The organism is Corallococcus exercitus, assembly GCF_042231735.1.
GTDB classification, from domain to species: Bacteria; Myxococcota; Myxococcia; order Myxococcales; family Myxococcaceae; genus Corallococcus; species Corallococcus exercitus_B.
Genome location: NZ_CP102577.1, coordinates 8,486,474 through 8,507,353 on the forward strand (window position 1 = coordinate 8,486,474; position 20,880 = coordinate 8,507,353).

Annotated in this window: 18 protein-coding genes; 9 read left to right on the forward strand and 9 right to left on the reverse strand. The window is 71.3% G+C overall.

Going from position 1 to position 20,880, the window contains the following annotated elements; translation table 11 throughout:
* The first annotated feature begins 5 nt into the window (after window positions 1-5).
* A complete protein-coding gene (locus NR792_RS34120; RefSeq protein WP_375756888.1) occupies window positions 6-1,424 on the forward strand; it encodes a hypothetical protein in 1,419 nt (472 codons plus the stop codon).
* A gap of 82 nt (window positions 1,425-1,506) precedes the next feature.
* Here NR792_RS34120 and rimO read toward each other — a convergent pair whose 3' ends face one another.
* Genes rimO through NR792_RS34140 form a run of 4 tightly spaced genes read right to left on the reverse strand, consistent with a single transcriptional unit; the run spans window position 1,507 to window position 6,236 of the window.
* Window positions 1,507-2,907, reverse strand: coding sequence for a 30S ribosomal protein S12 methylthiotransferase RimO (gene rimO, locus NR792_RS34125; protein WP_375761742.1), 1,401 nt, complete (start codon window positions 2,905-2,907; stop codon window positions 1,507-1,509).
* Between the two features lie 33 nt (window positions 2,908-2,940).
* Window positions 2,941-4,056, reverse strand: a complete 1,116-nt coding sequence (locus tag NR792_RS34130) for a hypothetical protein (protein WP_375756889.1) — start codon at window positions 4,054-4,056, stop codon at window positions 2,941-2,943.
* 12 nt (window positions 4,057-4,068) lie between these two features.
* The gene (locus tag NR792_RS34135) at window positions 4,069-4,566 is read right to left on the reverse strand and encodes a YajQ family cyclic di-GMP-binding protein (protein WP_120524455.1); all 498 of its coding nucleotides are present in this window, start codon (window positions 4,564-4,566) and stop codon (window positions 4,069-4,071) included.
* A 29-nt stretch (window positions 4,567-4,595) separates the two neighbouring features.
* Window positions 4,596-6,236 (reverse strand): ribonuclease J, encoded by a 1,641-nt coding sequence (locus NR792_RS34140; RefSeq protein WP_375756890.1) that lies wholly within the window; start codon window positions 6,234-6,236, stop codon window positions 4,596-4,598.
* A gap of 154 nt (window positions 6,237-6,390) precedes the next feature.
* Here NR792_RS34140 and NR792_RS34145 point away from each other — a divergent pair, with 154 nt between their 5' ends.
* From NR792_RS34145 to NR792_RS34155, 3 genes are all read left to right on the forward strand, one after another.
* On the forward strand, window positions 6,391-6,789 hold the full coding sequence (locus NR792_RS34145) for a BlaI/MecI/CopY family transcriptional regulator (protein ID WP_171413151.1): 399 nt from the start codon (window positions 6,391-6,393) through the stop codon (window positions 6,787-6,789).
* Entirely contained in the window at window positions 6,786-8,378 is a 1,593-nt protein-coding gene (locus NR792_RS34150; protein WP_375756891.1) for a transglycosylase SLT domain-containing protein, read from the forward strand. The genes NR792_RS34145 and NR792_RS34150 overlap by 4 nt, the downstream gene beginning before the upstream one ends.
* A gap of 504 nt (window positions 8,379-8,882) precedes the next feature.
* The gene (locus NR792_RS34155) at window positions 8,883-9,683 is read left to right on the forward strand and encodes a hypothetical protein (RefSeq protein ID WP_375756892.1); all 801 of its coding nucleotides are present in this window, start codon (window positions 8,883-8,885) and stop codon (window positions 9,681-9,683) included.
* 74 nt (window positions 9,684-9,757) lie between these two features.
* Here NR792_RS34155 and NR792_RS34160 read toward each other — a convergent pair whose 3' ends face one another.
* From NR792_RS34160 to NR792_RS34170, 3 genes are all read right to left on the reverse strand, one after another.
* On the reverse strand, window positions 9,758-12,580 hold the full coding sequence (locus NR792_RS34160) for an AAA family ATPase (RefSeq protein WP_375756893.1): 2,823 nt from the start codon (window positions 12,578-12,580) through the stop codon (window positions 9,758-9,760).
* Between the two features lie 90 nt (window positions 12,581-12,670).
* Window positions 12,671-13,213: an HNH endonuclease gene (locus NR792_RS34165; protein ID WP_171413143.1), complete on the reverse strand. Its 543-nt coding sequence runs from the start codon at window positions 13,211-13,213 to the stop codon at window positions 12,671-12,673.
* 209 nt (window positions 13,214-13,422) lie between these two features.
* On the reverse strand, window positions 13,423-13,581 hold the full coding sequence (locus tag NR792_RS34170) for a hypothetical protein (RefSeq protein ID WP_158625561.1): 159 nt from the start codon (window positions 13,579-13,581) through the stop codon (window positions 13,423-13,425).
* 83 nt (window positions 13,582-13,664) lie between these two features.
* On the opposite strand from NR792_RS34170, the gene NR792_RS34175 reads away from it, so the two are divergent.
* A complete protein-coding gene (locus NR792_RS34175; RefSeq protein WP_375756894.1) occupies window positions 13,665-14,636 on the forward strand; it encodes a quinone oxidoreductase in 972 nt (323 codons plus the stop codon).
* 49 nt (window positions 14,637-14,685) lie between these two features.
* Window positions 14,686-15,180, forward strand: coding sequence for a MarR family winged helix-turn-helix transcriptional regulator (locus NR792_RS34180; RefSeq protein WP_375756895.1), 495 nt, complete (start codon window positions 14,686-14,688; stop codon window positions 15,178-15,180).
* Between the two features lie 13 nt (window positions 15,181-15,193).
* Here the strand turns inward: NR792_RS34180 and NR792_RS34185 are convergent, their stop codons facing one another.
* The gene (locus NR792_RS34185) at window positions 15,194-17,149 is read right to left on the reverse strand and encodes an alpha/beta fold hydrolase (RefSeq protein WP_375756896.1); all 1,956 of its coding nucleotides are present in this window, start codon (window positions 17,147-17,149) and stop codon (window positions 15,194-15,196) included.
* A 146-nt stretch (window positions 17,150-17,295) separates the two neighbouring features.
* Between NR792_RS34185 and NR792_RS34190 the strand changes: the two genes are divergently transcribed.
* Window positions 17,296-17,748, forward strand: coding sequence for a GFA family protein (locus tag NR792_RS34190; protein ID WP_375756897.1), 453 nt, complete (start codon window positions 17,296-17,298; stop codon window positions 17,746-17,748).
* A 3-nt stretch (window positions 17,749-17,751) separates the two neighbouring features.
* Here the strand turns inward: NR792_RS34190 and NR792_RS34195 are convergent, their stop codons facing one another.
* The gene (locus NR792_RS34195; protein ID WP_375756898.1) at window positions 17,752-19,407 is read right to left on the reverse strand and encodes an FAD-binding dehydrogenase; all 1,656 of its coding nucleotides are present in this window, start codon (window positions 19,405-19,407) and stop codon (window positions 17,752-17,754) included.
* A 106-nt stretch (window positions 19,408-19,513) separates the two neighbouring features.
* Here NR792_RS34195 and NR792_RS34200 point away from each other — a divergent pair, with 106 nt between their 5' ends.
* Window positions 19,514-20,218, forward strand: coding sequence for a class I SAM-dependent methyltransferase (locus tag NR792_RS34200; protein WP_375756899.1), 705 nt, complete (start codon window positions 19,514-19,516; stop codon window positions 20,216-20,218).
* 60 nt (window positions 20,219-20,278) lie between these two features.
* Window positions 20,279-20,845 carry a DNA-3-methyladenine glycosylase I gene (locus NR792_RS34205; RefSeq protein ID WP_375756900.1) on the forward strand — a complete coding sequence of 189 codons (567 nt, stop codon included), beginning with the start codon at window positions 20,279-20,281 and terminating at the stop codon, window positions 20,843-20,845.
* Window positions 20,846-20,880: the final 35 nt, after the last annotated feature.

Here is a 20,880-nt window from a genome sequence, read left to right on the forward strand (position 1 = left end):
CCTTCATGCGCGGCGTGCTGCTGGCGGGATGCGTGCTCTTGGGCGCGGGGTGTCACTCCGCCGCGCCCTCGGGCCCCTCACGTCCCACGAGCCTCGTGGGCCAGACGCTGCCCCTCCTGTCGTCGCCCGCGCTGCGGCTGACGGTGGCGGGGCGGCTGGGGAACCGGGCCGTGCCGGTGGTGCTGGACGTGACGCGGCCGCTGTCGCTCGTGTCCACCCACTGCTTCGACGGCGAGCCGCCCGTACCCGCGGGGACGGCGCGCGTGCCGGAGCCCTCGGGAGGCCATCGCTCCTGGCCGGAGGTACCCGCCCCGCCGCTGACGGTGGGCCCGGTGGCGCCGCCCCTGCGCACGCTGCTGCTCTCCGGTGAGACGGGCTGCTCGGTGACGATGGGGCAGGACGTGCTGGCCCCGTACGCCCTCACGGTGGATCCGCTGCGCCGCGAGGTGACCTTCACCGCGTCGCGTCCCCGGGAGGCCTACGAGGCGGAGCTGCGCTCGACGGACGCGGTGCGCGAGGCGCGGGTGGTGGAGCTGAGCCGCGACCCATTGGGAGACTGGCCGCTCCTGGCCGTGCAGGTGACGCAGAACGGGGCGAGCGTCACCGGCCCCTTCGTGCTGGGCACGCGCGAGCCCTTCTCCCGCCTGGCGGTGGACCCCGCGCTGGCGCAGGGGCTCCAGCCGCTGGAGACGGCCGCGGGCCTGCCGCCGCGTACCTTCGCGGTGGACGCGGTGGAGGTGGCTGACGGCCTGGGCGTGAATCCGCTGGTGATGGAGGCCGCGGGGCGCTGGCCGTCCCAGAGCAGCCTGGGCCGCCTGGGCCCGGACGTGTGGGGCCGCTTCACCGCCACCGTGGACGCGCAGGGTGGGGCGCTGGTGCTGCGCAGGCCGCACGTGCGCACGCTCGAGGGTGGAGGCCGGCAGCAGTGTGCTGGCGAGGGCGGCGCGTTCAGCGAGGAGGCTTGCTACGGCGTCTTCGTGCGCGCGGAGCCCGACGGCGCGGTGGCCCTCTCCGGCGAGGTGTTCCGGGACGTGCCCGAGGGCGTGCGCCTGTACGTGGAGCCCCGGGGCGCGGACGGCCAGCGCCTGGAGACGGGCTGTCAGGTGGGCCTGAGCTTCCCCACCGCCACGCGCGGCGCCAACACGCAGCACCGGCTGCCGTGGGCGTCCCTGGCGAAGACCCTGCCCGCCTGCCACGCGGCCCTCCAGGGCGCGCGGAGCTACGCCGTGTCGCTGGTGGAGGAAGGGCGCCAGCCCGAGTGCCCCACGACGTGCGCCTTCGTCACGGAGTCCGCGTCGCGGCGCACCGTCTGCGAGTGCCAGCCCACGCCGCTGGGCGAGGGCGTGGCGGTGCCGACGAAGGGCTCGGGGCCGCAGCCGCCGCCCGTCGAGGAGCGCGAGCTGGAGCCCGAGGACCCGAAGTAGCGCTCACGAACGGCTCGGGCCCGCGACCGCCTCCGGGAGGAGGACGGGGCGGGCCCGGGGCACTGCCGTTACGGAGACGGGACTACTCCGGCCGCGGCTCCGGCGGACGCACCATCGCCTTCAGCGGGATGGGCGCGGGATGGGCCTCGCGCGGGGTGTGCTCGCGCTGCTTCGGATCCGGACGCTCCACCACGCGGGCGATGAGGTCGTAGTCGTGCGCCTCCGTCACCTCCACGGTGACGAACTCGCCCGGGTACGCCAGGCCGTCGTTGATGTAGACCTGCCCGTCGATTTCCGGCGCCTGGCCCTCGTGGCGGCCCACCAGCAGGTGCTCGGACTCCTCGCTGGGGCCCTCCACCAGCACGGTGAGCTTCTGGCCCACGAGCTTCTTGTTCTGCTCGCGGTTGATGCGCTTCTGGATGGCCATCACCTCGCGCCAGCGGCGCTCAATGGTCTTCGCCGGGACCTTGTTCGGCAGGTCGAACGCGGCGGTGTTCTCCTCGTCCGAGTACTGGAACACGCCCAGGCGCTGGAAGCGCTGCTCCTTCACGAACTCCTTCAAGAGCTCGAAGTCCTCCTCCGTCTCACCCGGCAGGCCGACGATGAGCGAGGTGCGCATCACCAGGTTCGGCACGCGCTCACGCAGCTTGCCCAGCAGCTTCTTGAGGAACTCCGAGTTGCGGCCGCGCTTCATGGACAGGAGCAGCTTGTCGCTGGCGTGCTGCACCGGCATGTCCAGGTACTTGGCGATCTTCGGCTCGGTGGCAATGACGTCGATGAGCTCGTCCGGGAACACTCGCGGGTAGGCGTAGTGCAGGCGGATCCACTTCACGTCCACCTTCACCAGCTCCTTGAGCAGCTCGTGGAGCTTCGGCTTTCCAGGCAGGTCATGCCCGTACGCCGTCAGGTCCTGCGCGACGAGGTTCAGCTCCTGCACGCCGCTGTCCGCCAGCTTCCGCGCCTCCGCCACGATGTCCGCCACCGGGCGCGAGCGCTGGCCACCGCGCAGCTTGGGGATGATGCAGAACGCGCAGGCGTTGTCGCACCCTTCGGAAATCTTCAGGTACGCCGTGTACTTCGGCATCGAGTTGATGCGCGGCGTCTCCGCGTTGTGGATGTAGTCCGGATCCGGAATCACCTGGCGCGGCGTGGCCTCCGCCGCCAGCAGGTCACCAATCTGCGCGTACGCGCTGGTGCCCAGGAAGTGGTCCACCTCCGGCATCTCCTGCGACAGCTCCTGGCCGTAGCGCTGTGACAGGCAGCCTGTCACGACGAGCGTCTTGCAGGAGCCCGACTTCTTCAGCTCCGCCATCTCCAGGATGGAGTCCACCGACTCCTGCTTCGCCGGTCCGATGAAGGCGCACGTGTTGACCACGATGACCTCGGCGTCCGACGCCTCCTGCACGAGCGAATAGCCGCGCGTGCGCAGCGTGCCCAGCATCACCTCGGAGTCCACCCGGTTCTTCGGGCAGCCGAGGGTCATCATGTACAGACTCTTGGTCTCTTCCACGCGCGTCTACCGCTTTCCCAGTTGCGTCCGCTCGAAGTGGTCCGCACTCCAAACGAAGTTGATGATGGCGCCGTTCGAGTAACCGATGTTCAGCGCCCCCTCTTCTTCCATCTCCACCGAGGTGGCGCGACCCAGCGCACAGGTGGCGGCCGGCCAGTCGAGCACCCGTTGGGCTGTCTTCCCCGACACCACGTAGAGCCCCATGCGCAGCTCGTCGTCGGAGTCGCATTGACCCTCGACGGCATAGGGATTCTTCCCAGTGAGCACGGTAACGACCGGCCGTCCGTCCGGCAGGCTCAAGGCTTCCGGCAGGTTCACGCCCATCTTCGAGGCGTCCACGGCGGTGGGGGCGACAAGCGCGCGCAGCGAGCCGGGGGTGAGGGGGCTCTCGCCCTGGGCCCAGTTCGGATAGCTGAGCACGCCCCAGCCCAGCCAGCCGGTGGGCGCCGCCTCCAGCGCGGTGACGTTGGCGGGGGGCTTGAGCTTGAGGTTCTTGCGCGCCTCGTCCGGCAGGCGCAGCGCCTCACCGTCCGCCATCGTGCCGCCCTTGCAGTTGGACACCGGCACCGGCTTCGAGCCCACCTGGTCCTGGTCCTCGTAGGTGATGCAGAGGTCCATGACGAGCGGCTCCACCGCAGGGAAGCGGGGCAGCGCGCGCACGGGCACCATGGCCACCACCGACAGCGTGTCGCCCTGGCGGTGCACCGCGGCGTTCACCAGGCCCTGCGCGAACTGCGGCGTGCCGCTGTCGGCCCCGGAGGTGCGCTGGCCGTCGAAGGCGAAGCGGTAGGTGTAGCCCGTCGCGGTGGGGCCCGCGTCCGGGAAGAAGAGGGTGAGGGTGACGACGTCGCCCGCGAGCAGCTGGTTGTCCGTGGCCTCCACGCCCACGAAGAGCGTGTCCTTGCGCCAGCCCACCCGGGCGGAGAAGTTCGCGGTGGCGCCTTCCGTGGACAGCGGCTTGAGGACCAGCGGCGAGCCGAAGTCCTTGAGCCCCTTCTCCGGCCGGGGCGCCTTCTTGAGCACGGGCACCGGCTTGCTGGGCCGCGGCGCCTCGTCCTGCGCGAGCGAGGCGGTGGCGAAGAGCAGGCAGAGGGGCAGGGGAGCCAGACGGGCGGCGTGCATGGCGAGGGGGCCCTAGTCGCGGAAGTTGGTGAACTGCATGTCCAGGCTCAGCCGGTCCTGCTCCTTGCGGAACAGCGCCATGGCCTCCTGCAGGTCGTCGCGGTTCTTGCCCGTGACGCGGAGCTGATCCGCCTGGATGGAGCCCTGCACCTTGATCTTCGACTCCTTGAGGACCTTGATGAGCTCCTTGGACTTCTCCACCGGGATGCCCTGCTGGAGCTTGATGGGCTGCTTGACGTTGGACAGGCCCGTCTTCTCGATGTCGCCGAACTCCAGCACGCGCAGGCTGATGCCGCGCTTGGCCAGCTTGCCGAGCAGGACCTCCTTGGCGGCCTGGAGCTTCTCCTCGCTGTTGGTCTTCAGCGTGAGCGCGGAATGATCCGGGGCGATGTCGATTTCGGCCTTCACGCCCTGGAAGTCGTAGCGGGTGCTGAGCTCCTTGCGGGTCTGATTGACCGCGTTGTCGAGCTCAGCCAGATCGATTTTGGAGATGACGTCGAAGGAGGGCATGGGGGGACCTTTTCGCGCCCTTAACATACCTACACCCGGACGACCAAGGGCACCACCAGGGTCCGCCGGGAGGTGTGCTGCTTGAAGGCCCGCTTCACCGCCTTGACCAGCTCCTCGCGCACCAGGGCGTCATCCCCGCGAAGCTGGGGGTTGAGCTCCTCGAAGAAGGCCCGCGCCTCCTGGGCCACCCGGGACAGGACGCCCTGCTCGTCCGGGTTCAGGCCCTGGCCGGACAGCTGGGGCCCCGCCACCAGGGCCTGGGTGTCGCGCCGGAGCACCACGGCGGCGGCCACCACGCCCGTCTCCGCCAGCCGGTTGCGCTCCACCAGCGTCTCCGGCGTCACCACTCCGTCCCCGGAGCGCTCCCGCAGGATGCGCCCCGTGGGCACGCTGCCAGTGAACCGGCCCTGTCCCTGCTCGAAGGTCACCACGTCCCCGTCGTGGGCCAGCAGCAGGCCCTCCGGCGCCATGCCGGCTTCGCGCGCGGTGGTCAGGTGTCGGTGCAGGTGCCGGACTTCCCCATGCACGGGGACGAAGTTGCGGGGGCGCACCAGCTCCAGCACCCGGCGCTGCTGGGGGCGGCTGGCGTGTCCGGAGACGTGCACGCCGGGCTCCACCTGGGCGTAGACGATGCGGGCGCCGCGCCAGTGCAGCTGGTCCAGCAGCGCGCCCACGGAGCGCTCGTTGCCGGGGATGGGGCGGGCGCTGACGATGACGGTGTCGCCGGGCTCCAGGCGCACGGGCCCATCACCATTCGCCAGCTGGGTGAGGCCCGCGCGCGGTTCGCCCTGCGCGCCGGTGGTGAGCACGGCCACGCGGTGGGGCGCGAGCTTCGGCACGCTGTCCAGGTGCACGAAGAGCGAGTCGGGCACGTCCAGGTAGCCCATCTCCCGCGCCAGCTCCACGTTGCGCACCATGCTGCGGCCCTGGAGCGCGACGAGCCGGCCGGTGCGCTCGCACAGGTCCAGCAGGTGCCGGACGCGGTGGAGGTTGGAGGAGAACTGGGCCACGACGATGCGGCCCTTCGTCTCGTGGAAGAGGCGCTCGAAGGTGGTCTGCACCACGCGCTCGCTGCCGGTCTCATCCACGTGCTCGGAGTTGGTGGAGTCCGACAGCAGGCACAGCACGCCTTCGTCGCCGGCCTCGCCCCAGCGCTCCAGGTCCGTCTTGAGGCCGTCGATGGGGTCCGGGTCCAGCTTGAAGTCGCCGGTGTGGATGACGGTGCCTTCGGGCGAGCGGACGATGAAGCCCACCGCGTCCGGCACGGTGTGCGTCACGCGCGTGGCCTCCACCTTGAAGACGTCGCCCACGGGGAAGGGCGTGCGCGGCTCGATTTCGCGCAGGTCCGCCTTCACGCCCAGCTCCTCCAGGCGCTGGCGCGCGAGGGCCAGCGTGAAGCGCGTGCCGTAGATGGGGACGGGCACGTCGCCCAGCAGGTAGGGGAGCGCGCCGATGTGGTCTTCGTGGCCGTGCGTGAGGAGCACGCCCTTGAGCTGGGCCGCGTTGCGCTTCAGGTGCGTGAAGTCCGGGACGATGATGTCCACGCCGGGCATTCCCGACGTGGGGAACATCAGGCCGGCGTCGATGAGCAGCATCTCCCCACGACAGGCGAGCACCATGGCGTTTAGGCCGATTTCGCCCAGGCCGCCCAGAGGTATGACGTGGAGCATGTGCCCGGAAGTCTAAGGGCCCGGCTCCTCCAGTGCGTGGGAATCCGCACACCCCGCCAGCGCGAGCCTTCGCCCGCCTGCTTGACGGAATCCAACTAAAGGCTTAGTTGTATTGGAACTAAGGCTTTAGTTCGAAGCCGGGGAGGCCGTGCCCGTGACGAAGCCGCCGTCCGCCGAGGAGTCCAAGCCGCTCACGCCGGTGGAGCTGGAGCTGATGCAGCTCGTGTGGAAGCTGGGGGAGGTGAGCGTGGCGGACGTGCTCGCGGCGCTGCCGCCGGAGCGCAAGCTGGCCTACACGTCGGTGTCCACGGTGCTGCGCATCCTGGAGCAGAAGGGCGTGGTGCACAGCCGCAAGGAGGGACGGGGGCACCTGTACTCGGCGCGGCTGTCGCGGGAGGCCTACGAGGCCCAGAGCGTGCGTCACCTGGTGGCGACGGTGTTCGACGGGACGCCTTCGTCGCTCGTGGCGCGGCTGGTGGAGGCGGTGCCGCTGTCGGCGGAGGAGGTGGAGCAGATCCGCAAGCTGCTGGGCAAGAAGGGAGGCCGGGGATGAGCGCCTTCGTCCGGGACGTGCTGGCCGCGTACCTCACGGCGGCGGTGCTGGTGGCGGTGGGCTTCGGGCTGTTGCGCGCGGCGCTGGCGTTGGGAATGGAGCGGCGGCTGGACGCGCGGCAGGCCCTGCGCGTGGGGCGGGTGACGCTGGGGCTGGCGGTGCTGCTGCCGTTCGTGGGGCTCGCGGCGCGGGAGTGGATGCCGTCGGCGCCGCTCTTCACGTTCGAGCGTTCGCTGGTGCGTTATGCCGCGCCGCTGACGCCGGCTGAAGCGCGGCCCGTGCGCGGCGTCGTGCAGGGGGCTCCGGCCTCGGACTCAGGCCTGCCGTGGGCGTGGCCTGGAGTGGGGCTGGTGGGGATGGGGGCGTTGGGCTTCCTGGCGTGGGAGCTGCGGCGGTACGCGCGGTTGCGGCGGCGGCTGGCGTCGCTGCCCGTGCTTCGGCGCGTGGGCCGGGTGCGTGTGGTGTTGGGCGACGCGGCGGAGGGCGCGTTCTCCGTGTGGTTCCCCGGTGGCGGCGCGTGGGCGGTGGTGCCGGCTGGCGTGCTGGAGGACGCGGAGGCGCTCCGGCTCACGGTGCGGCATGAGCTTCAACACCACCGGCAGCGGGACACGGTGCTCGCGTATGCGCGGCTGGGGTTCGACAGCGCCTTCTTCTGGAATCCGGTCGCCCGGGCGTTCTCGCGGTGGTTGGCGGAGCGTCAGGAGTTCGCCTGTGACGAGGCGCTCGTCACCGGGAGGCGCGTGCCCGCGGAGGCGTATGCGCGGTGCCTCCTTCAAGCGTCGTTGCGTGTCCCGGTTGCTTTCTCTCTCCCCGCCGGCGTCACCGGCATGTCCCATCCCACTGTCAGGAGGATCCGCATGTTGTTCCAACCCCGTCCCCGTAGCTCCGTGCGCACCCTGGGTCTGTCGTTGTCGCTGGCGTTGGTGCTCGCGCCGCTGGCGTTGTGGGCACAAGGCGCGGTGCGAGGGCGCGCGGTGTCGCTCACGGAGGCGCGCGCGCTGGCCGATGCGGGTCGCAAGGAGGGGGACCTGCCCGTGGTGGTGGATGCCGCAGTGGTGGAGCAGCTCAACAAGTTCGTCACCACGCAGAAGGGTCGCGACTTCATGCGCAAGGCGCTGGCGAACCTCCAGACGCACCGCGAGGCGATGACGGGCACGCTGCGCTCGCGCTCCCTGCCGGAGGGGCTGCTCGCGGTGGCGATGGTGGAGTCGGCGGTGAGCAACCTGCCGGAGACGTCCCGGGAGCCGTCGATGGCGCCGGGACAGCGAGGCGCGGGCGTGTGGATGTTCATTCCGGAGACGGCGCGTCGCTACGGCTTGAAGGTGGAGGCGGGGCGTGACGAGCGGCTGGACGTGGCGCGCGAGACGGAGGCCGCCGCGGCCCTCTTCCAGGCGCTGTATGCGCGCTACGGCGACTGGCGGCTGGCGCTCGCGGCCTACAACCAGGGCGAGGGCGTGGTGGACCGCGTGCTCGCGGAGACCGGCGTGCGCGACGTGAGCGAGCTGGTGCGCACCGGCAAGCTCAATGGCTACACCGCCACGGTGCAGGCCGGGGTGCTGCTGCTGCGCAACCCGCACCTGCTCGACTGAGCCGGGGATTCTCGGCGACCGCCAGGCCCCGGGCCTCCCTGCCGGAGCCCGATGAGGTCCCAACCTGTCCGACAGTCGGACAGGTTTCCGCTGCCCGGCCGTCGCTGAGGCCGCCACCAGGGGGCGGGGGTGATCCGTCAGCGCAGGGGGCCCGCCGCGGTTCTCCCAACCTGTCCGACTGTCGGACAGGTTCGCGAAGAGGGCCTCGGATGGGGGGCCCGCGGGGTTCTCCCTTTCTCATCCGTGAGGACTGCTTTCAGGTCCGAAGGTCTGGGGCGGATGCGCGAGTCAGAACGCCCATGGCCGCGCCCCGGTGTGCCGTGGCTGCTCGCGGCGACTGCCTGCGCATCCCGGAACCGGAGCGCCGTTCTCCCCACGCGAGGTTGCACGACACTCGTGCTTCAGCGTCCTTGGGGGAATGTTCCCCGGGTGCCAGGGTTCGGATGCGCGCCACCGTGCTTTCGCTCAGGGATGGTGGCGCTCGGTGCCAGGGGTGGAAACGCCATGAAGCTCGTCGCGCTCGTTCGTCCGGCCGGTGAAGTACCGGAAGCAGCCCAGGTGCTCGCCGCCGCGGCGGGCATGGCTCCGGCGGAGGCCCGCATGCGGTTGGCGCCGGAGCCTCCTGCCCTGCTGGCGCGCCTGGCTCCCGATGCGGCGGATGCCCTGGTGAAGGCCCTCCAGGACGCGGGGCTCGCGGCGCTCACCATCGACGAGGCGGAGTCCGCGGAGCGTGTCACGGCGCGCACCGTGACGTTCGGCTCCGCGCAGGTGACGTTCACGCCTCGCGCGGGGGCTCCGCTCACGATGGCCTGGGAGGACGTGACGGTCATCCTTCGGGGCGCTTCGTCCCTGCGTACGCAGAGCGAGCACACGGAGAAGTCGACGAAGGTGGCGTTGGGCGCGGCCCTCGTCACGGGCGGCCTGAAGATGACGAAGACGACGGAGAAGAGCGTGCGCGGCTCGCAGGAGGAGACGTCGCAGGTCGTCTTCGTCTTCGACCGCGACGGCCGGGGCGCCGTGCTCCCGGAGGTGGGCTTCGACTTCTCGTGTCTGGGGCCCGCGATGCAGGCGTCGCGCACCGCGAACATGGTCACCCTCGCGCGCCTGGTGCGCGAGCGCGCTCCGGCCGCCTTCTACGACGAGCGGCTCCTGCGCCTGGGCCGCCGGCCCCTGCCCTTCGTGCTGGGCGGCTCGGTGCAGGTGGTCAGCGGCGCCACGTCCCATTCACGCATCAACACCGCGCAGGGCCTGGACGTGCTGGCGGAGGCCCTTCGCCTGGGCGTAGCGCGGGGCTACCTGCCTTGAACGTGCATGCGCGGCGAGGATGACCCGCGCGGCTGGGGCTGCGCGAGGGAGAAGCGCCAGCCCGTCTCGACCGCTCAGGAGAGCGGGGGGGAGGACTCCGGGGGTGGCCGGGAGATCCACGCGGCGATGAACACGTCCAGCTCCCCGCGCATCACGTCCTTCACGCGCGGCGTTCCGGCGCCCGTGCGTGGGTCTTCCACGCGCGCGCCACGGCCCAGGAAGTAGCGGCGGGCCTCGTCGGTGCTGGCGCCCTGGCCGGCGACGACACGCGCGGCGATGCCCTTGAGCTCGTCCAGCTCCCCGGCGCCAATGAGCGTGAGCACGCGGCCGGTGGCCTCGTCCTTCGCGGTGACTTCGTTGCGCACGCGCTGGAGGTACTCGCCCTCGCGGCTCTTCACCGGACGGCCCTCCAGCACCAGCAGCTCCCGCTCCACGTCCTCCATCGGCCCGCCCCGGTGCACGCGCACGTACGCGCGCTGGCGCTTCTCGTCCTCCAGGCGGCGGTGCAGTCCCGTCTCGCCCGCGAGGAATCCGTACGCGCCCGGCCCGGCGATGCGCACCACCACGCGCGCGGGGGCGTCCGCCTCCGCGACGGCGGTGGCCTCGTAGCCCCGGCGCTGCGCCCAGCCCAGGTACATGGTGGCCAGCTCCTGCACCCACACGTTCTGCAGCTCCGACGTGTCGCTGGCGCAGATGTCCACCAGCGCCTCGTTGTCCAGCGTCGTGGCCCCGGCGGCCCGCAGCGCCTCCGCCATCTGGACCTCGCGCGCGACCTCCTCCACCTGCTTCGCGGCGGAGCCGAGCTGCACCTCGTTCTTCGCCTCGCGCACCAGCCGCCGCCCGAACTGGCACGCGGCCTCCAGGCGGTCCAGCTCTCCCAGCTGCGCCTCCACCGTGCGGAAGGCGCGGATGACGTCCGCCGCGCGCAGGGGGTCGTCCCACAGATTGGGCGCCTGCGTCTCCGCGAGCAGCGCCGCGCGGCGCTCCTCCAGCTCCGGCCGTCCCGTGGACACCGCGAGCGCACGGGCGCGGCCCACCAGCCGGTCCATCTCGATCAGCAGCGACTTGCGGTCCAGCCGCCGCTTCACCGCCGCGGCCTTCGGCGTGGGCAGGAGCAGCTGCGCCGTCACCTCGCGGGGCGGCGGCACGGGCTCCGCGACCGCGACCACGCGGCCTCCAGGACGGGCCTCCACGCGCACGGGCGTGCCCGGCGGCAGCGGCCTGCGGGCAATCTCCACCGCGAGCGCCGCGGTGAGCGTCTTCTCGATTTCACGCTGCAGGTAGCGCGCGCCGAACTGCGGCGAGTAGCCGCGCTCCACCAGCCGGTCCACCACCTCCGGTGTCACTTCCACGTCCAGGGCGCGGGCGCGGATGCCCTCGCGCTCCAGCACGCGGCCCACCTCGCGCTGGGCAATCTTGCGGATGTCCACGCGCGACAGCGGACGGAAGTGGCAGATGGCGTCGAAGCGGTTGAGGAACTCCGGACGGAAGGCCTCCGCGATGCGGCGGTCCACCTCCGACACCTGCTCCTCCGCGCGCTTGTGCGCGGCGAAGCCCAGGCCCGCCTCGCGGTACACCTCCGAGCCCACGTTGGACGTGGCCACGATGAGCGTGTTGTTGCACGACACCGCTTCACCCGCGCCGTTGACGAAGGTGCCCTCGTCGAAGAGCTGGAGGAAGCGGTCGTGCACGCTGCGCGCGGCCTTCTCGAACTCGTCCAGCAGCAGCACGGTGAACACCTTGCCGTCGAGCAGCGCGGACAGCTCTCCGCGCCGAGTCTCCAGCGCGGGCGCCCACGACGCGCCGAAGGGGACGCTCTCGTCGCCGTCGTTGGGGTAGTCCGCCATGTTGAGGCGCACCAGCCTGTCGGCGGAGCCGAAGAGGTACTCGGCCAGGAGCTTCGCCAGCTGCGTCTTGCCCACGCCCGTGGGCCCGGCGAAGAGGAACACGCCCAGCGGACGGCGCGGGTCGTTGAGCCCCGCCTTGAGCAGCGCCACCGAGCGCAGCACCGCGGCCACCGCGTCCGTCTGGCCGAGCAGCCGCTCCCCGAAGAAGCGCTCCGTCTCCTCCAGGTCCAGCGGCATCGCGTCGTCCACGACGAAGCGGGGCAGGCGTGTGGCGGCGCAGAAGCGGGTGAGCACGTCCTCCGGCCCCACGTGGTCGCGCGCCACGCCCGCGGCCTCCGCCGCCGTCTCCTTGAGCAGCTCGATGGCCTTGCGCGGCATGTGCTGCGCCAGGAGGAACTTCGCGGACAGGCGCAGCGCCAGGTCGCACGCGGCCGGGTCGATGGGCAGCCGCAGCTCGCGCTCCAGCTCCTCCGCCACGCGGCCGACAATCCAGCGCGCCTTGTCCAGCGGCGGCTCGTGGAGGGGCAGCAGGTGGAGCCGCTCGGCCAGGGCCTCGTCGGCGCGCAGCAGCTCCTGCACGCGCTTGGGTTCGGTCTCGAAGATGAAGCGCAGGCCGCCGGTGCGCAGCGCGCGCACGGCCACCGGGGCCAGGGGGCCGCCCAGGGCCACCGGCAGGTCGCGGATGTAGACGATGGGGCAGGGGTGGCGGCCCAGGTGGATGAGCAGCTCCTCGAAGGACTCCGCGGCCTGGCGCTGGGTGCTGCGCGCCAGGATGTTCGCGACGGACACCTCCACGAGCCGCGCCCCGGCCAGCTCCCCGTCCACGCGCCCCTCGGCGATGCGGCGGGCCACCTCCTGCACGAGCGCGCTCTTGCCCACGCCGGGCTCGCCCGCCAGCAGCGGGTGCTTGCCTCCGCGCGCCAGCAGCCCCAGCACCTCCGTCACGGCGGTGTCCACGCCGTGGGCGGCCGGCAGCTTGCCCTCGCGCGCCATCGCGGTGAGGTCGCGGTCGATGAGCCGCTCCTGGTCTTCGTTCTTCCTCGTCGCCATGGTGTGGTCCGGAACGCCCCCTCGACGTGCGGCACTCTAACCGTTGCGGCGCGGAAGCGAAGTCCCGGCCCATCCGCGTGGGCCGGGACCTTACGCTTCCAGCTCCGTGTGCCAGTAGGCCACGTCCCTCAGGAACTTGCGCCAGGACAGGGGCAGGCCCTTCTCCACGAGGAACGACACCACCAGCGCGTCCGGCAGCCGCTTCGGCTTCGCGGGCACGGTGCGCAGCGTCATGCGCGCCTGGGCCGGGGTGCGGTTGCCCTTCTTCTGGTTGCAGGGCACGCAGGCGATGACGATGTTCTCCCAGCTCGTGCGGCCGCCCTGCGCGCGCGGCATGACGTGATCATACGTCGCCTCCGGACGGGTCACCTTGCGGCCGCAGTACTGGCAGCGGCACTGGTCGCGCTGGTAGACGTTCTCGCGGCTGAAGCGCACGCCGCGCGGGCCCTTCCACAGGGCGCGCACGAAGCGGATGACGGACGGCATGCGCAGCTCCACCGTCACGGAGCGGATGACGCGGTCCTCGTACTCCTCGACGACCTCCACCTTGCCCTGCACGAGCAGCATGACGGCGCGCTGCCACGGGATGCGGGCGACAGGTTCGTAGGACTGGCTCAGCACCAGCGTTTCCATGACACGGGGCCTTTCGGGCGGAGCAGGCCGCCAGGGAGTCGAACCCTGCTCGCCCGGATTTGGAGTCCAGGCGGCACCCGGTGCGCGGCCTCTGTGGGGAGTGGGAAGCGGAAGGTGAGCGGGAGCCCGGACGCGAAGAAGGCCGGGTTCCCTTCAAAGGGAGCCCGGCCTCCAGGGCCCTGCCGCGTCAGGGACGGGGCGTGGCGCCTTCAGGAGCCGGGCGAGGCGAGGCGATAGGACGCGAAGTCCCGCCAGCGGCACGTGGAAGGAGCGGTCACCGGGCTGGGACGCGAGGACGCGGCGATGCCGTGACCGGAAGGATTCAGGTGCTTGAGGTTCATCGGGGCCTGCTTCGTCGCCTGGCGCATCGGGACCGCTCCTTTCGCCCTCAGCGACGGCGGCGGAAATTCAGTCCTGACAAGCAGGCAGGCTGGACGTTAGGACTCCGCGCATGAAAGCCATCCGCTACCACCAGCTGGGAGGGCCAGAGGTCCTCCGTTGGGAGGACGCGCCGGAGCCCGTGCCCGGGCCGGGCCAGGTCCTCCTTCGGGTCCATGCCGCGGGCGTGAACTTCGCGGACACCGAGCGCCGCCGGGGGCTGTACGACGCCCAGGTGCCCCTGCCGCGCATCCTGGGCAGCGAGGCCGCGGGCGTGGTGCGCGCGGTGGGGCCGGGCGTGGACCCGGCCTGGGTGGGCCGCCGGGTGGTGGCCCTGACGAAGGAGGCCTACGCGGAGGCCGCGCTCGCGCCGGTGGAGGGGTTGCTGGTGCTCCCGCCGGAGGTGTCCTTCGCGGAGGCCGCGGCGCTGCTGGTGCAGGGGCTGACGGCGTACCACGTGGTGCACACCGTGGGGCGCGTGGAGGCGGGGCAGACGGTGCTGGTCCACGCGGCGGCCGGAGGCGTGGGGCTGCTCGCGGTGCAGCTCGCGAAGGCGGCGGGCGCGCGGGTCATCGGCACGGTGTCGGGCGAGGCGAAGGCGAGGCTCGCGCGGGACGTGGGCGCGGACGCCGTCATCCGCTACGACCAGGAGGACGTCGCGGCGAGCGTGCGCGAGCTGACGGGAGGGCGCGGCGTGGAGCGCGTGCTGGACTCGGTGGGCGCGAGCACGTGGCAGGCCAGCCTGGACGCGCTGGCGCCCTTCGGCCACCTGGTGAGCTACGGCAACGCCAGCGGCCATCCGCCGCCCGTGGAGGTGGAGTCCCTGTACGCGAAGTCGCTCACGGTGGGCGCCTACTGGCTGCACACGCCCACCCCCCCGGAGGTGCAGCGCCGGGCGCGCGAGGCGCTGCTCGCGCAGGTCGTGGCCAAGCGCCTGCGCATCGTCGTGGGCCTGACGCTGCCGCTGTCCCGCGCGGAGGAGGCGCACCGCCAGCTGGAGGGCCGGAACACGGTGGGCAAGGTCGTGCTGGTGGGCGCGGACTGAGGTCCTTCCACGCGAGCACGCCCGGGCCCGCTTATACTTCCCCCTCGCGATGTCCCAAGACGACCCCCAGCGCACCCCGTGCAACTGCCTGGCGCTGCGGCAGGCCAGCCGCCACGTCACGCAGTTCTATGATCAGGTGCTCGCGCCCAGCGGCCTCCGGACGACGCAGTACTCCATCCTCCACACCGTCCAGGCCCGGGGCCCGTTGACCGTGAACGCGCTGGCGGAGCAGCTCGTCATGGACCCCTCCACGCTCACGCACAACCTCCGGCCCCTCTTGAAGGACGGCTTCGTGGTGCTGGAGGTGGGCCGCACCGACCGGCGCCAGCGCGCCGTCGCCATCACCCCGGAGGGGCAGGCCGTCTACCGCAAGGCCCGGCCCCTCTGGCTGCGCGCCCAGGCGGACTTCGAGCGCGCCGTGGGCGGCACGCAGGCCGCCGCGCTGCGCGACCTGCTGGCCGCCGTCGCCCGGACCTCGCTGGGCGAAGCCGGAGCGGCGACGCAGGCCCCTTCGGCTCCCAGGGGCTCCTCGCGCCGCCGCTGAAGCGCTCAGGCCCTCAGGGCTTGGGGGCCGTCGCGGTGGCGGGCTTGAGGTAGCGGTTGAAGAACTCCAGGGCGCGCTTGTCCACCTCCGCCTCGTTCTTCTTCTTCTTGAAGCCGTGGCCCTCGTCGGGGAGCAGCAGGTACTCCACGGGGACGCCGTTCTTCTTCACCGCCGCGACGATGTCGTCCGACTCCGCCTGGAGCACGCGCGGGTCGTTGGCCCCCTGCACGACGAAGAGCGGCTTCTTGATGCGGTCCGCGTGGAAGAGGGGGGAGATCTCCTTGAGCATCGCCTCCTGCTTCTCCGGGTCACCCATCTCCTGCATCATGGCCTGACGGAAGGCGCCCCACTCGGGCGGCATGCTCTTCAGCGTGCGCAGCCAGTTGGACGGGCCGAAGACGTCCACGCCCACGTTGAAGGCGTCCGGGTGGAAGGCGAGCGCCGCCAGCACCATGTAGCCGCCGTAGCTGCCGCCGATGATGCCCACGTGCGCGCCGTCCACGTACGGCAGGCTCGCCAGGTACTTGCGCGCCTCCACGCAGTCGCGCAGCGGCTCCTTGCCGTGCTTCTGGTCGTCCGCCTTGAAGAACGTCTTGCCGTAGCCCGCGCTGCCCCGGTTGTTGATGCCCAGCACCACGTAGCCGTGGTTGACCAGGAACTGGACGAAGTTGTTGTAGCCCCGGCTCGTCTGTCCGCCCGGACCGCCGTGCACGAAGACGAGCGCGGGAGCCTTGTTCCCGGCCGTGGCCTGGTGCGGCTTGTAGAGCAGGTTGGGGATCTCCATCCCGTCGAAGGACTTGAAGCGCACCACCTGCGCGTCCACCAGGTCCTCCGGGTCCAGCTCGCGGCTCATCGTGTCCGTCACGCGCGTGGTCTTCTTCGTGGCCAGGTCCATCACATAGAGGTTCGCGGAGGTGCGGTCCGTCTCCAGCAGGGCCGCCAGCTGCTTCTCGTCACGGGAGAAGACGACGTTGGAGATCATCCCGGCGGGCAGCTGCGTCAGCGGGACCTGGGTGCCGGCCTTCACGTCGTGCAGGCGCACCTCGATGCCCGCGTCCACGTTGACCAGGGAGACGCGGAACGCCCCCGAGCGCGAGAAGGTGCTGGCGTAGATGTCCCAGTCCGCCTTCTCCACGTCCTCCCACTTGCCGGCCTCCTTCGCCGGGCGCACCACCCGGGTGAACTCCGAGCCGTCGTCCGTGATGACGTACAGCTCCCCCGTCACGGGGTGGATGTCCCCCACCCGGTAGCTGGCCGAGCCCGTGTGGGGGGTGAGGTTCTTCAGCGTCTTCGTCGCGACGTCGTAGCGCCACACGTTGCCGTCCGACGTGGTGATGGCCTCCTCCAGCGCCACCCAGCTCTCGTCCGGGGCCACGGCGACGACGCCGAACCCCTTGTCGTTCCGGGCCAGGAGCGTGCGCGCGTACGTCTTCGCGTCATGGCGGTACACGTCCATGGCGCCCGGGTCGCGCTCGTTGGTCATGATGTAGAACGCGCGGTCGTCGCGGCTGAAGCCCAGGAAGTGGGCCACGCCCTGCTTCATGGGCGTGAGGTCCTTCTCCTTGCCGTCCGGCGTGCGCACGTAGATGTGCGTCTGCTCGTTGCCGCCCTGGTCGCGCTCGAAGAGGAAGCGGCGGTCATTCGGGAAGACGCCCACCACCCGGATGCTGTCCGTCTTCGAGCGCGTCAGCGCCGTGGGCTTGCCCCCGCCCACCGGCACGCTGTGGACGTTGAAGATGCCGGACGCGTTCGAAGAGAAGAGCAGCTGCTTGCCGTCCGAGGTGAAGACCGGGGCCACCACCTCCGTGGACCCCATGAACTGCTCCACCGAGTACTGCTTCGACGGCCGGACCGCCTTCTCCGCCAGGGCGGGCTTGGGCGCGGGTGGGGCGGCGGGCGGCGCGGCCCCCAGCAGGGGCAGGAGCAACGTCGGGGCAAGGACACGGGACAGGGACTTCCACGCGGGCATGCGGCCTCCGGGAACGGCGGACAGGGGGACTCTGGGCCAGGCCCTGCCGGGTTCAACAGAGGGCGGCGACAAACCTGACATAAGGCTGTCACGGCCCGGGGCGACATTGATTGCGTTCCCACAACGCGGCACCCGGAGCTTTCGCCATGACCCAGACCGACACCCAGCTGAAGACCCCTGCCCAGCGCGGCCTCCACACCTACGCGGGAGGCTGCCTGTGTGGCGCCGTGCGTTACGAGGCCACCGTGGACCTGGCGGACGTGAGCCGCTGCAACTGCACCATCTGCATGAAGTACGGCTACGGCGGCGGCACGTCGATGAAGCCCGACGCCTTCCGGCTCCTGAAGGGCCAGGAGTCCATCAAGAAGTACGGGCGCGACGGCAGCCCCAACACCCGCAGCTTCTGCTCGCGCTGCGGCGTCGTGTGCTTCGGCGACGGCGACGTCCCGGAGCTGGGCGGGAAGTTCGTCTCCATCCAGGTCAACACGCTGGATGACGTGGACCCGTCGCTGCTCACCTTCAAGTACTGGGACGGCCGGCACGACAACTGGATGGCCGGCGCGCGCTCCACGCCGTGGCCCTTCCAGGCCGCCGCCTGATGGCTACACGCTCCCCGCCGCGGCCCGGCCCGCGGCGCGGCCGGAGAAGATGCAGCCGCCCAGGAACGTGCCTTCCAGGGCGCGGTAGCCGTGGACGCCACCGCCTCCGAAGCCGGCCACCTCGCCTGCCGCATAGAGCCCCGGGATGGTCTGTCCCCGGGCGTTGAAGACGCGGCCCTGGAGGTCGGTCTCGAAGCCGCCCAGCGTCTTGCGCGTGAGGATGTTCAGCTTCACGCCGATGAGGGGCCCCGCCTTGGGGTCCAGGATGCGGTGCAACTTCGCGGTGCGCACCAGCTTGTCGCCCCGGTAGTTGCGCGCCTGGCGGATGGCCGCCAGCTGCAGGTCCTTGCTGAAGGGGTTGTCCATCTGCAGGTCGCGCGCCTTCACCTCGCGCTCCACCGTGGCGTAGTCCAGCAGCGGGGTGTCCGTCTTCGCGTTCATCCCGGCCACCAGGTCGCGCAGGTTGTCGGAGACGACGAAGTCCTCGCCCTTCTCCTTGAAGGCCTCCACCGGGCCCATGGCCTTCTTGCCCACGGCGCGGTTGAGCACGCCCAGCCAGTCCTTGCCGGTGAGGTCCGGGTTCTGCTCCGAGCCGGAGAGCGCGAACTCCTTCTTGATGATCCACTGGTTGAGGATGAACCAGGTGTGCTCGTGGCCCGTCTTCGCGATGTGCTCCAGCGTGCCCAGCGTGTCGAAGCCGGGGAACAGCGGCGGCGGCAGGCGCTTGCCGGTGGCGTCCAGCCACAGCGAGCTGGGGCCCGGCAGGATGCGGATGCCGTGCCGCGGCCAGATGGGGTTCCAGTTCCGCAGCCCTTCCGTGTAGTGCCACATGCGGTCGCGGTTGATGAGGCGCCCGCCCACGGCCTCCGTGATGGCGATCATCCGGCCGTCCACGTGGTCGGGGACGCCCTGAATCATGAACTTCGGCGCGGGGCCCATGCGCTGGGGCCACGCCTTGCGGACCAGCTCGTGGTTGCCGCCGATGCCGCCGGACGTGACGATGACCGCGCTCGCGCGCAGCTCGAAGTCGCCCACCGTCACGCGCGAGCTGCTGGCGCCGCGCGGGACGTCCGTGGGCTCCAGTTGCATGCCGCGCACGCCCACCACCGCGCCGTTCTGCGTGAGCAGTTCATCCACGCGGTGGCGGAAGTGGAAGGTGAGCTTGCCCGCGGCCTCGGCCGCCTTCGCGCGGCGCACGAAGGGCTCCAGCACGCCGGGGCCGGTGCCCCAGGTGACGTGGAAGCGGGGGACGGAGTTGCCGTGGCCCACGCCGCCGTAGCCGCCGCGCTCCGCCCAGCCCACGACGGGGAACCAGCTCATGCCCTGCTGGACCAGCCAGGGGCGCATCTCGCCCGCGGCGAAGGCGACGAAGGCCTCCGCCCACTGGCGCGGCCAGCGGTCCTCCTCGCGGTCGAAGCCCGCGGTGCCCAGCCAGTCCTCCAGCGCCAGCTCGTGGGAGTCCTTGATGCCCATGCGCCGCTGCTCGGGCGAGTCCACGAGGAACAGGCCGCCGAACGACCAGAACGCCTGGCCGCCCAGGTTCTGCGGGCCCTCCTGGTCCACCACGGCGACGCGCTTGCCCGCGTCCGCGAGCTCCGTCGCGGCGACGAGTCCGGCGAGCCCTCCGCCGACGACGATGACATCCACTTCCTGTCCCATGCCGTGCCTCCCGGTCGCACCTGGCGCGCGGATGATAGCGGTTCGCGCGGCTTGCAGAGGGTCCATCACCTGCGCAACCCGAGGCGCGGAGGGTAGACTCCCGCCCATGGATCCAGGAGCGAAGAGCCCCGCGGGACCGCTGGGCCATGACGCCGCCGCCTACGCGCAGCGTCAGGACGGACTGTCCCCGGAGCCGCTGAGGGACGCGGCCTGGAGCGTGGCGGGGCAGCGGGCCTTCGGCGTGGTGCTCGACGTGGGCTCGGGCAGTGGCGGGTGGATCCGCCGGCTGCAGCGCAACCCGGCCGTGGAGCGCATCCTCAGCACGGACATCCACGACGCGGGCGCCAGCCGCCTGCCGGGCGTGGAGTTCCAGCAGCGGGACGTGTCGCGGGACGCGCTGCCGTGGGGCGACGCTTCGGTGGACTGGGTGTTCGCCATCGAGGTGCTGGAGCACCTGGCCAACCCGCGCCACTTCGTGAAGGAGGCCTTTCGCGTGCTCAAGCCCGGAGGCCACCTCTTCTTCACCACGCCCAACAACGACAGCCTGACGGCGCGGCTGTCCTTCCTCGTGCGGGGCTACTTCCCCGCGTTCTGCGAGCAGGACTACCGGGACTCCGGGCACATCACGCCCATCACGGAGCTGGATGCGCGGCGCATGGCCGTGGAGGCGGGCTTCCAGTCCATCGACTTCGACTACCCGCTGCCCGGGCGGATTCCCCGCAGCAGCGTGTACTGGCAGCGGTTGCTGCCGGGCTTGCGCGGGCGGTGGTGGAGCGACGGGCTGTTCGCGCTGCTGACGCGGCCGCGCTGAACAGGACTGGCCGCCTGTTCAGTCTTCGTGCTAGCCCTGCCTCGAACCAGGAGGCGCGGGATGCACCAGCGGTGCTTTTGGGTGGGGACGGATCCGCTGTACCAGACCTACCACGACGAGGAGTGGGGCGTGCCGGTGCGCGACAGCCGCGCGCTCTGGGAGATGCTGATGCTGGAGGGCTTCCAGGCGGGGCTCGCGTGGATCGTCATCCTGCGCAAGCGCGAGGCCTTCCGGAAGGCGTTCAAGGGCTTCGACCCGAAGGTGGTGGCGCGCTTCACGGAGAAGGACGTCACGCGCCTGATGGCGGACGAGGGCATCGTCCGGGCGCGCGCGAAGATTGAAGCGACCATCGGCAACGCACGCGCCTACTTGAAGATGCAGGAGGCGGGAGAGGACTTCTCCACGTTCGTCTGGGGCATGGCGGGCGGGAAGCCCATCCGCAACGTGTGGAAGGGCCGGGGCGACGTGCCGGCGAAGACGGAGCTGTCGGAGGCGTACTCCAAGGCCTTCAAGCAGCGCGGCTTCAAGTTCGTGGGGCCGGTCATCGTCTACGCGTGGATGCAGGCCACGGGCATCGTGGATGACCACACGGTGGACTGCTTCCGGCACGGCGTGCGGCACCGCTGAGCGCAGGGGACCTGGGGGCGTGGACCCGGGGCGCC